The organism is Pseudomonas sp. RT6P73, from assembly GCF_054897715.1.
On the sequence record NZ_JBUBUV010000002.1, the window covers coordinates 2617579 to 2629419 of the forward strand.

At 56.8% G+C, this 11841-nt stretch carries 10 protein-coding genes; 4 read left to right on the plus strand and 6 right to left on the minus strand.

The genetic code is table 11. The features are described from left to right. Positions 1-7: 7 nt before the first annotated feature. Entirely contained in the window at positions 8-1642 is a 1635-nt protein-coding gene (locus ACYZT6_RS12665; protein WP_462027173.1) for an APC family permease, read from the minus strand. 267 nt (positions 1643-1909) lie between these two features. Between ACYZT6_RS12665 and ACYZT6_RS12670 the strand changes: the two genes are divergently transcribed. Continuing rightward, the gene (locus ACYZT6_RS12670) at positions 1910-2683 is read left to right on the plus strand and encodes a PAS domain-containing protein (protein ID WP_462027174.1); all 774 of its coding nucleotides are present in this window, start codon (positions 1910-1912) and stop codon (positions 2681-2683) included. A 68-nt stretch (positions 2684-2751) separates the two neighbouring features. On the opposite strand, the gene ACYZT6_RS12675 is transcribed toward ACYZT6_RS12670, so the two are convergent. Further along, entirely contained in the window at positions 2752-4365 is a 1614-nt protein-coding gene (locus ACYZT6_RS12675; protein WP_462027175.1) for a DUF1254 domain-containing protein, read from the minus strand. Positions 4366-4837: 472 nt separating this feature from the next. Between ACYZT6_RS12675 and ACYZT6_RS12680 the strand changes: the two genes are divergently transcribed. Further along, positions 4838-6115, plus strand: coding sequence for an OmpP1/FadL family transporter (locus tag ACYZT6_RS12680; protein WP_462027176.1), 1278 nt, complete (start codon positions 4838-4840; stop codon positions 6113-6115). On the opposite strand, the gene ACYZT6_RS12685 is transcribed toward ACYZT6_RS12680, so the two are convergent. Beyond that, entirely contained in the window at positions 6109-6471 is a 363-nt protein-coding gene (locus ACYZT6_RS12685; RefSeq protein WP_462027177.1) for a hypothetical protein, read from the minus strand. The two genes, ACYZT6_RS12680 and ACYZT6_RS12685, sit on opposite strands and share 7 nt — an antisense overlap. 347 nt (positions 6472-6818) lie before the next feature. On the opposite strand from ACYZT6_RS12685, the gene ACYZT6_RS12690 reads away from it, so the two are divergent. Then, positions 6819-7469, plus strand: a complete 651-nt coding sequence (locus ACYZT6_RS12690) for a dTMP kinase (RefSeq protein WP_462027178.1) — start codon at positions 6819-6821, stop codon at positions 7467-7469. A 221-nt stretch (positions 7470-7690) separates the two neighbouring features. Next, complete coding sequence (locus tag ACYZT6_RS12695) at positions 7691-9592, plus strand: potassium transporter Kup (protein ID WP_462027179.1); 1902 nt, start codon at positions 7691-7693, stop codon at positions 9590-9592. Between the two features lie 49 nt (positions 9593-9641). On the opposite strand, the gene ACYZT6_RS12700 is transcribed toward ACYZT6_RS12695, so the two are convergent. The 3 genes from ACYZT6_RS12700 to ACYZT6_RS12710 form a co-directional block, all read right to left on the minus strand. Further along, entirely contained in the window at positions 9642-10373 is a 732-nt protein-coding gene (locus ACYZT6_RS12700; protein ID WP_462027180.1) for an anti-sigma factor, read from the minus strand. Then, on the minus strand, positions 10370-10936 hold the full coding sequence (locus ACYZT6_RS12705; protein WP_462027181.1) for a sigma-70 family RNA polymerase sigma factor: 567 nt from the start codon (positions 10934-10936) through the stop codon (positions 10370-10372). The genes ACYZT6_RS12700 and ACYZT6_RS12705 overlap by 4 nt, the downstream gene beginning before the upstream one ends. 106 nt (positions 10937-11042) lie before the next feature. Next, positions 11043-11585, minus strand: coding sequence for a DUF3455 domain-containing protein (locus tag ACYZT6_RS12710; RefSeq protein WP_462027182.1), 543 nt, complete (start codon positions 11583-11585; stop codon positions 11043-11045). Between the last annotated feature and the right edge of the window lie 256 nt (positions 11586-11841).

An 11841-nucleotide genomic window follows, 5' to 3' on the forward strand; every position in this document is an offset into this window, starting at 1 on the left:
CTATCCTTTAGAAGTGCGCAGGGGCAGGGCGCTGGGCTGTCGTGGTGCCGACGCGGGTCAACTCGGCTTCGCTTTCATCGTCCTCGTCTTCCAGACGGATCAGGTGCGCCGGTACGCCGGTTGCCGCCCCCCAGCAATAGATACCCATCGCGCAGACCGCCACGACCAGGGTGTCGAAGGGGTGGCTGATTACGCCCAGACCACCGAAGCTGCCGAGTTTGGAGAGCACGATGGTCACGGCATAGAAACCGATCAGCCATGCGGACGAGCGTACTTGTTGGCCCAGGTTCAAATGCTGGGTCGGCACAAAACGACCACACAGCAGGTACACCACGAACATCAGGATCTGCAGGCCGAGCAGCCAGGACACGGTGCTCCAGCCCGACCAGTAGACGATCAGCGCCGCGATGATGAATGACAGGGGACCGAGGACGCTCATCCACTTGACCCTGAACGGGCGCGGCATATCAGGCGCATTGCGGCGCAGCGCGGCCACTGACACCGGAGCGACGGCGTAACTCAACACCAGCGCGGCGGAAACCACGTTGATCAAGGCTTCCCAAGAGGGGAAGGGCAGGGTCCAGAACACCGACAGGGCAAAGGTCAGCCACAGCGCCGGGCGCGGAATGCCGGATTTTTCATCGATGCGGGTGAACACCTTGAAGAAGGTGCCGGTTCGCGCCCAGCCATAGATCACTCGCGGTGTCGCGTTCATGTAGATATTGCCGCAACCGCTGGGGGAGATCACCGCGTCGGCGACCACCAGGTAGGCCAACCAGCCCACGCCCAGTGCCAGAGCAATGTCGCGATAAGGCAGGGCCAGTTCCTTGGCCACACCGGCCCAGCCGTTGGCCAGCATCTCGGTAGGCACGCCGCCGAGGAAGGCGACCTGCAACAGCACATAGATCAAGGTGGAAAGCAGCACGGACAGGATCAGTGCGATCGGAATGGTCCGTTGCGGGTTCTTCACTTCGCTGGCCACCGAAATGATCGGCGTCAGCCCGAGGTAAGCGAAGATGACGCCGCCAGCCGAAACGGCCATTTCGACGCCCGACAGCCCGAATGGCGCGAAGCCCTGAGCATGGAAATTTGCCGGTTTGAAGAAGGTGAACAGAACACCGATCACCAGCAGCGGGACGATGAACTTGAACACGCTGACCAGGTTATTGGCCATGGCGAAGGTCTTCACGCTCCGATAGTTGAGCAGGAAGAACAGGCAAAGCAGGCCCAATTGCACGAGCCAGCCAATGATCGTCGGATCGCTGGAACCGGCCTTGGTCAGTTCGGGAAACCAGGCGGCGGCATACTGGCGAGCGGCAACCACTTCAATCGCCACAAGGCTGGTGAAGGCGATCAGCGTGATGAAACCCATCAAGTAGCCAAGCAACGGGCCATGGGAGTACACCGGATAACGAACCACGCCACCGGCACGCGGCAGCGCTGCACCCAATTCACAGTAAACAATGCCCAGCAGCAACACCGCAAAGCCGCCCAGGAGCCAGGAAAAAATACCGGCCGGCCCCGCAATTGCAGAAACGTGGCTGGCTGCGAACAACCAGCCGGAACCGAAAATGGCGCCCAATCCGATGAATGTAAGGTCCATCAACGACAGTTGTTTTTTGAACTTGCCTTTGCCTGACATAGCGTCGCCTTCTTGTGAGTTATTGGATAGGCAGGTGTGCATGCAATGGCGATAGAGTGGACGCGTCAGGACGATTGCGATTGATGTTTTCCATGGGCGTGGATGACGAAATCGGCACAATTCGAATGGCCGATCCGGCCATCTCGCTATCCACTCGACACGGGGAAAGCCTTGGGGCAATCTGCTTGCGCGTGCCTCAATGCCGCCGCTGAAGGAGAGGGCGCAGCGTGGTTTTTTGCCTGTCCGGAGAGAGGGAGAACAAGCTCCATGACGCAGAATGCAATGGCGATCCTGTGCCAGGGGAACGACCTGAATCGTCCCGACACCCTCGAAGAATTACTGGCGGGCGTGGCACTTCTGTTGCCGATGCTGGACGTCATCCCCAATGCCGCGATCTTTATCAAAGACATCAAGGCGCGCTATGTCATGGCCAACAGCACGCTGGTGCAGCGCTGTGGATTGAAGCAGCTGCAACCGCTGCTTGGAAAAACCAGCGCCGAAGTCTTTCCAGCGCAATTGGGGCCTGGCTATACCGAACAAGATCGCCGTGTGCTGGAGCAAGGCTTTGTCCTGGAAGACCAGTTGGAGTTGCACTTATATGGGAGTCGAGAGCCCGGTTGGTGCCTGACGCATAAACGCCCTTTGTATAACCGCAACGGCGAAATCATTGGCTTGGCAGGGATCTCGGTCGACCTGCAATCGGCCAGTGATACGCATCCGGCGTATCAGCGGCTGGCCGCGGTGGATGAACACATTCGCGCGCATTTCAATCGCCGCATCACCTTGGGCGAACTCACACGGATCGCCGGCATTTCAGTCGCGCAACTGGAAAGGTACTGCAAGCGCGTGTTCCACCTGACGCCGCGACAGATGATTCAAAAGGTTCGCCTGGAACACGCGCACCGTCTGCTGCACACCGAGATTCCCATCACCGAAGTCGCCCTGCAGTGCGGCTACACCGACCACAGTGCGTTCACTCGACAGTTCAAGGCATTGACTGGTTTTACACCGCGTCAGTATCGGCAGGCGACGGGGTATTGAGCTGGCGCGCACGCTGTACCTTGGCGATAGGCCGTCAGGGCGCTTCCTGGCCGAACACTGCGGTCCCTTCACTGAACCTGTTCGAGTTCGCTCGGCCGCCATGTTTTGGTGAAAAACGGTTCAAGCGGGCTGTAGAGACGCAGGATCGTAAACCAGCCTTTGTCAGGCATGGTCTGAATCCAGTTGCCAGCCTTGGCGTCGGCTGGCTTTGTAGGGCCGAAGTAGATGGTCGTGGACCCGTCCGCGTTCTCGACGGCGGCCGGTGAAGGGTAGGTCTGGCTACCCGCTCGCGGGTAGCGTTGCGGCGTCTGGAGCATCGAGCGCGTCTGGTTGTCGTAGACGGTGAACGACCAGAATTTGCCCGCCGGAATCTTCGGCGGCAGGGTCACCTTGTAGGTCTTGCCGCCATCGAAGGGATTCATTTTCGCGTCCGAGAAGCCCATGAGGTACTGCGAGCCCACATTGGGCAGTCGCATGATCATGCCCGGCGAATCCATGGTGTAGGCGTAGTAGAAGGCCGTGCGGGAGTCGAGCGTCCGCGCGCCCGTCGGCGGCAATGGTTTGAAATAGCCTTCCTTGGTGATCATGGGCGGCGGCGTCTGAAAGTCGAAACCTCCTTGCCACAGCATGCTGGCCCACATCGAGTTCGGGTAGTAGGCCCATCCGGGGTACTCGGCAGCACGAAAGTTCAGTGATCGTCCCGCCGCATTGCCCACGGCGGCTGCGTCGGTGAGGATCTTCTTCATCTGCTCGTCCGGAGCAAAGGGCTTGCCCTTTACGATACCAATGGCCGCCAGTTGGCCCAGGAGCTCGGGGTCGAACGAGGTGGCCGGTTCCAGCTGCACAAGCTTGTCGAGCGTCTCGAAATAGGCGAAATCGTTAGGGGGAATGGTGTTGAAAGACTTGCCGGTGCCCTCGACGAACTTCGTCGGCGGTATTGGCGGGCTGGGCTCCAGCCTGATTTGACCGGCAAGTGCCGTGGCAATGCTGGTGCCGTAACCGCCGGGTGTGTAGGGATAAATCTTCAGCTTGTCCTTGATCAGGTCGACAGCGGGCTTGGGATCGTTGTTCTCCATAAATGCACGAACGGCGTATAGCACATGATTGGTTTTCGATCGGCCTACGAAGAAGCCACTGTCTGGGAGAGGCCCCTCGTAGTCCGGCGGCACGACCAGGTACTTGCCGCCTTCGCCCCGATCGGGTCCGGGGGTACCCACGTCAATGATCCAGCCGAACCACATGTCATTGAGCGTGCCGAGCGACTTCGGCGGCACCTCGACCACCAAGGGGCCCTTCATCAGGTCGAGGACCGAGAGGGAATAAATGGTGTCGGCGTTGGCGGTAAGAAAGAGCGAGTTGGAGTCCATCAGCTCAGAGAAGATAATCACCGAGTTGTCGTCAGCCCCAATGCTGTGGAAGCCCTCGCGAATCGCATAGGCCGAGGCCCCCGAGAAACTGTTCATGAACGCGTCAATGCCGCGAGCGAATGCCAGTGTGTCGTAGACGTCCCGGCTGGTTTTTACGGTCGGCGCGCCGTCCTTGAATTCCAGGGTGCCGACACGGGTTTCGATGCGATCCGGGGTAGTGATTCCGGGTGGGATTGCGGTTGCCGCCTGCGCCGCAGGCAAGGCCAGCGCAACCAAAGATGACAATACGGCAAGTGGTTTGAAAGTTTGCGTCATGGAGTTCTCCTTGAAGGATGCCAAATGCATTGACTACCCAAACTCAGGAACTAATGGCGCAATGACATTCATCAGGGCGCGTTCAATCATCCTTCCTGCGCTCTCGTCATCACTGAGTGGTACTGACATCGATTCGCTCGGATGACCTTTCACAAATGTTGCGCGCCATTGTCGGAGCAGCACAGTCTGCTTGATCAGTTTTTCCAGCAAGCAAAGCATAGGTGCACACTTGCCATTGCTCCAGCTCTGCTGCACCGAACCATTCCCCCTAGAGTGGGGTGGGGCGAAGCGTTTCAACACTTTCCAATGCGACCGCCCGTCCGGTGAAAACTTTGATCGGCGGCTAGGTTGCGGTTATGACAGGGCGTAAATGGACAATGCTGATTCATCAGCAATACTTCACTTCGCCATAAGAGCCCGGTTGCGCTGTTAGCTGATCGATAGTGACTAAACATCATTAAAGAGGGGCGTCATGCAGTCGAATAAAAATGCACTGCTTGTTGCAGCACTCGGATTGCTGATGCTTTCTGTTAGTGAACGAGGTTCTGCCGGCGGGCTGATGTTGTATGAAATCGCGACTGATAACGCCGGGTTAGCCAATGCCGGTGCGGCGGCGAGGGCACAGGGCCCTTCGACCATCGCCAGCAACCCCGCAGGCCTGAGTTATCTGAGTGGCACTCAAATGACCGCCGGGGCGCAGATCCTTTTCGGTGATTTGTCGTTCCATCGGGACGGTGAAACCAATACCCCAGGCACCGGCAGCGGCAATGTGCTCGATCCCATACCAGGCGCCAGTTTTTTCATCAGCCACCAACTGGATGACCAATGGACTGTCGGCTTCGGTTCCTATGGCGATTTCGGACTTGCGGAAAACTACGACAACGACTGGTCCGGGCGTTATTTCGTGCAGAACGCGAGTATCGCGGGTCTGTCACTGGTGCCCAGTGTGGCGTATCGCTTCAACGAGCAGTGGTCAGTGGGTGTCGGTGTCAAAGCGATGTACGGCATGCTGAAATCCGAGGCAGCGATTGATCAGCGACCGTTGGGTCTCACGGATCGTGCAGATGGACAATACAAGTACAAGGACCACGACTGGGGGTATGGCGCCAACGTCGGCGTGATCTATGCGCCGCAACCGGGCACCCGCGTCGGCCTGGCTTACACCAGTCAGGTCGACCTGGATTTTGAAGATGGCCTGGATGTGAAAAGCAATGCGCCGCTGGTGAGTCGACTGGACGGCACCAACCTCGGGCTCGATCTGAACGTACCGCAAACCGCAACGCTCAGCCTGTACCAGCAACTGGACTCGCAATGGGCATTACTGGCCTCGGTCAACTGGCAGGACTGGTCGAAATTCGGCGACATCGAAATCGACGCAGACACCTCTGCCGCCGGCTCGCGGGCGACCACTATCGATGCGCATTACAAAGACACTTATCAATTGGCCCTGGGCGCGCAATACCAGATGAATCCTGATTTGTTATGGGACTTCGGTATCGCCTACGACACCTCGGCAGTCTCCGACGCAAATCGCACGTTGACCGTGCCCATGGGCGACGCCTGGCGCTTCGCCGCCGGCCTTACCTATTCGCTTAACAAAGAGACCGACCTCAACTTCAGTTGGGTCACGGTGTGGATGGGGGACATGTCCGTCGACCAGACCAAAGCCCTGTCCGGCAATCGCACATCAGGCGAGTTCGATAACGCCTGGATTCAAGCACTGACGGCCAACATGACCTGGCGTTATTGAACAAAGGTGCCGCTGATATTGAAGAGAAAAACGGCACAGATAAGGTTGCAATGATCGCCCCGTGCCTCATACAACCTGGCCGCGTACCGCGTACCGCGAGCCGTATTCCAGGAGTTCGATATGAACAAGCGCATTGAACGGTCTGTTCTCTCACTTGGCGAAGGGGACACGGTATTGCAAACGACCTTCGCGCCCCGGAATGCCTGGGTCAGCGATTCGACCGTGTGGTCGACCTCGATGATTTCGTAAGTCGCAGACTCCAGTCGCACTACGCGCTGCGCCATCATTTCTTGCGTGCGCTCGGCGCTGCGCACCACAGCAGTAAACGCAATGTTCTGATCGATCAGCCAATCCATAATCAGCAGCGTTCAATATCATCGATACAGACACAGCGATAGGTGACCACCGCTTTCTGCGCCGCTCAAAAGTAGTAAGTTCGATACCCTTGACGACCCCCCACGGCGGGGGGCATCGGATGAATCAGGCGGGGGAACAATGGCCGCTAGCATTGCCAGCGCTTCGCCGGCCATGCTGGCTCGCGCGGTTGTAACCCTGGTTTTTGAGACCCGTTGGCCAGAAACCGGGTTAGAGTGTTCATCAATGTCTGTTCATTAGGTCCCTGCACTCGATTCGCGTCGTCGCGCCATGCGGTTCCAGCGAACGAACCGGGCAAAAAAACCGTATATCAATCGTTGTTTGAAGAATGAATCGTCCGCTGTTTGTTTCTCTAGATGGGCCCAAGGGAACCGGCAAAACCACACTGTTGGAAGCCGTTACGAAAGTACTGAGGGCAGACAACAAAAAGGTGATCCGACTTTGCGAGAAAAAAAGCGATCCCTATAGGGGTGAAACAATGGCCCTCGTTAACAAGCTCGTCAGAAATCCCTCCCGGGATCTGGAGTTGGGGGTTTGTGAGCGCTTTGCTGATAGCCGTACCTGGATTTCCCAGCACGTGCTGGCTAAACAGCCACCAGACAGCATCATCTTGATCGATCGCTGGTACCCGTCCGAGGCCGCGTTTCGCCGGATAGTCCCGTTTGCAGAGATTCTGCAGTTGAACATTGATCGAAACGTGCGAGTGCCAGACCTGCATGTCGGGGTTGTCACCGACCCTGATATTTCATGGGCGAGGGCAGCGGCACGAGGGCGTGGGCTGAGCAGTACTGTGATCCATAAGCTGGAAGAACATGTCGCTTGTACCCAGGCATTCGAGCGAGCGATTGCAGATCACGGCTGGGTTTTATGCCGTAATGAAGGAACGATCGAAGACGCAACGATGCAGGTGGTTTCCGAGATCTATAAAGTCCTTCGATGCCCCGTAGGCGACTGCATAGGTCAACCCTTCCCACACTGAAAATACAATCGAAACCGAACTAAGTTTAAGTGTTCGAAAAAACGGGCAGTCATCGCCGTAAAATTTTTACGCTTTCTTTACGGTAGGTGATTTAACCCGCAACGATACTGGCCGCGATTTTTCAGATCGTCCATGCGCCATGCTTTTCCGATGGCCCTGGAAAAAATGTATTGCCCAAGGATGGCTTGCAGTGACCCCCCGCTAGTTGAGAGAAGTGCCCCTTGAGTGAGACCGCGACCGTTGCAAACCAAGACTCCCCATCCAAATCCTCAGGAGTGGGCTTGCTCGTCGCTGCTGTCGGGGTGGTTTACGGGGACATCGGCACCAGCCCCCTCTACACGCTGAAAGAAGTATTTTCCGGCCACTACGGCGTTCAAGTGAATCACGACGGAGTGCTGGGTATTCTGTCGCTGATCTTTTGGTCGCTGATCTGGGTCGTCTCGATCAAATACGTACTGTTCATCCTGCGTGCCAATAACCAGGGTGAGGGCGGCATCATGGCGTTGACGGCTTTGGCCCGCCGCGCAGCAGCACCTTATCCGCACATGAGCAAAGTACTGGTGTTGCTCGGTCTGTTTGGCGCCGCACTTTTTTACGGGGACAGCATGATCACCCCGGCGATTTCGGTGCTCTCTGCGGTTGAGGGGCTACAGCTGGCGTTTGACGGGATCGAGCACTGGGTTGTACCCCTGTCGGTGATCGTGCTGGTGGCGCTGTTCCTGATACAGAAACACGGCACTGCTCGCATCGGGATTTTGTTTGGCCCGGTCATGGTGCTGTGGTTTGTGGTGTTAGGCGCGCTCGGGATCTACGGGATTTTGCAGCGCCCCGAAGTGCTGCAAGCGCTGAACCCTGCTTGGGCAGTGCAGTTCTTCGTGGTTCATCCGGGCATGGGCGTGGCGATTTTGGGTGCTGTTGTGTTGGCGTTGACCGGTGCTGAAGCACTGTATGCCGACATGGGCCACTTTGGTCGCAAGCCCATTTCTCGTGCCTGGTTCATTCTGGTGTTGCCAGGGCTGGTACTCAATTATTTTGGCCAGGGTGCGTTGATCCTTGAGAGCCCGGAGGCTGTGCGCAATCCGTTCTATCTGCTCGCGCCAAGTTGGGCGCTGCTACCGATGGTTGCGCTCTCTACGCTTGCCACCATCATTGCTTCTCAAGCCGTGATCTCTGGTGCTTTCTCCCTGACACGTCAGGCCATCCAGCTAGGGTACGTCCCGCGCATGTTTATCCAGCACACCTCGAGCCAGGAACAGGGGCAGATTTACATCGGCACGGTTAACTGGGCATTGATGGTCGGAGTCGTACTGCTGGTGATCGGTTTCGAATCATCCAGTGCCTTGGCGGCTGCCTATGGGGTCGCGGTGACAGGCACCATGTTGATTACCACGCTTTTGTCTTCAGCTGTCGTCCTGCTGCTTTGGAAAACGCCGCGCTGGCTGGCCATCCCGATGCTGCTCGGGTTTCTGCTGGTCGACAGCCTGTACTTCGCCGCAAATGCGCCCAAAATTTTCCAGGGTGGTGCGTTCCCCGTGATCGCTGGTATTGGCCTGTTCATCTTGATGACCACTTGGAAGCGGGGGCGCAAAATTATCGTCGAGCGGCTGGACGAGACCGCGCTTCCTCTGCCTTTGTTTATCAGCAGTATCCGCTCGCAGCCGCCTCATCGTGTGCAAGGTACAGCCGTTTTCCTGACGGCCAGGGCCGATGCTGTACCGCATGCGTTGCTGCACAACTTGCTCCATAACCAGGTCTTGCATGAGCAAGTGGTGCTGCTCACCGTGGTGTCTGAAGACAGTCCTCGCGTTACTGCTGACAAGCGGTTTGAGATTGAAGCTTATGGCGAAGGGTTTTTCCGGGTCAGTCTGCACTTTGGTTTTATGGAGGAGCCTGACGTGCCCTTGGCGCTAGGTCTGTGTCACTTGAATGAGCTGGATTTCAGTCCGATGCGCACCACCTACTTCCTCAGCCGGGAGACAGTGATCCCCACCAAGCGCATTGGGATGGCGCGCTGGCGGGAAAGTCTTTTCGCATTTTTGCTGAAGAACGCTAATAGCAACTTGAAGTACTTCAAATTGCCACTGAATAGAGTGATTGAGCTGGGAACTCAGGTAGAGATGTGACGGGCAAACAAGGCCGCCTCTGCGGCCTTTTCCTCCAGGATGCCCGAGGTCAGATCACTTTAACCGCCCGGCCAATGAACTGAATCGGTCCTGTGGGTTTGCCAGTCTGAGATCCATTGGGATTCTCCAGAGTCAATTCAAAGAGCTGGTTGGCTTCCAGCGGCGGTAATTTATCCAGTGGGACAGAAAGCGTTTGCCCGGGCTTGACCAATCCAAGGGACACCGGTCCTTGCCAGCCGTCCGCTTTGGTCCAGAACTCAAGTGCTTTGTCGTTTGGGACTTGCGCGACCCCTAAAGGAATCAGCTGGATTTCCTTTCGGTCGCTTGCCTGAATGACCCAGCCGGGTGCTTGGTTCTGTGGAGCCACCAGAACTACCAGGTAGGTGGTCGGATTCAACGGTACTGTTCGTGTCAGAAGCACTGTTCCGAGCAACAGCGTTGCGAAAAGACCTGCCCCTGCAAGCCCGCGCCATAAAGGAAGAAGGTTCCACCACGAGACAGGCTTCACTGCGGCCGACACTTGAGGTGCTCGCCGGTCATTGCTGTTCAAGCTGCGCTCGATTCGCCGCCAGAGAAGTGGAGTAGGGGTTTGCGGTTCAGCCAGTTCGGTCAACGCAAGCAAACGCTGTTCCCACGCATCTACAGCGGCTCGCAAATCCGTCTCCTGAGCGAGACGCTTTTGTATCTCGATGCGTTGCTCGGCCGGCAACGTGCCTAACACGTACTCACTCGCCAGTTCGTCAATGTTTTCGGGGCTGTCATCCTCTGGGCTTATGGTCATCCCATGCACTCCCGCAATGCCACCAGACTGCGTTTGATCCAGGCTTTGACGGTCCCCAGCGGTGCGCCCAGTTTCTGCGATATTTCTGAATGCGAATAGCCGTCTACATACGCATGAAGTATGCAGTTGCGACGCACCGGCTCCAGTTGTTCAAGGCACATATAAATACGTCCTGAGCGGGCTCGATAATCGAAGGTGTCCACACTCTCTGACGATGTCTCCATCGACGCTAAAGCTTGCAGTGCCATTTTGCTTTGCTCGCTGACCTGTACCTCCCGGGCGTTATCACGCATGAAGTTGAGCGCTAGATGCCGCGTCACGCTGAAGATCCAGCCACGGGCAGAGCCTCGTGCCGGATCGAAGCTGCCGGCACGGGTCCATATCTTGATGAAGACATCGTGCACGATGTCTTCGGCCAAGGCGTTACTGCGAGCGATTCGCTTGGCAACACCCAAAAGACGAGCACTTTCCTGCTGATACAAGTCTTGCAATGCCTGCTGCTCGCCTCGGGCGCAAGCAGCCAAGCAGGCTTCATAGTCAAAACCGGGCTCAGGTAGGGACAAGGTTTTCAGCCGCCAGTAGGTGGTAATTACCCCAGCCCTACGGCTGGGGTTGCATCGGAGCAGAGTAGACGACTTTGTGCGCTAACGACTGTCCAGGCTCGTTGGCTTAATTGGCTGCCCAGAAAATATAGTCAGCCTGATATTTCACTACCTCACGTTTGCCTTTGTTTGCGGCGGAGCATTCGATCATTGGCGCTACGCCGCCTTTAACGGCCACCCGCTGGATATAGCTGACATTGCTCATTGCGCCTTTGCCTTGCGCAGGGTTGGCTTTGACCAACTGATAAGGGAGATCACCCGTGCCTGAGGGTGCAACCGCCAGTTGCGTCCCGGTGATGGTAGAGCCGTCTTTAGCTTGCCAGGTGGCAGGCGGCCCGAAGTAGGTACCGACTTGCTTGCCGCTGCGATCATTCAGTACCGCTTTGGGTCCGACGAAAGTCCATTCTGTCTGGCCGGCAGCATTAGCCTTGTCGCGACACTCATACGTGATTTCGCCCACGCCCACGGTCTCCAACGCGACCTTATGACCGTCCGGGACCTTGATGCTGTCGGGCAGATCTGTTTGCGCATACACCGCTGGCACTGTGACCAACAAGCAGGTGGCAGCGAGCGTAGTGCTGACAATGCCCAGGAATCGTTTAGCGTTCATGTAAATTTCTCCAGAAAGATGATCAGTTCAGCAGCTATGGCTACTACCTGTACTACCCGCTGGAGGACGAACTGGATGCAGCTGATTAAAAATTTCAGTGTGAGAGTCAGTTTCTGGCCGATTGCTGCCTGCCGCGATGGGCAGCAAACGCCCCATAGAGGACATCAAGGCAATCCGAAGTATTTACCGTTTGTTCTTAATCGATAAACAAGCCGATAATATTCCAGCCTACCCCAATAGTAAAAATGAAAAGAAT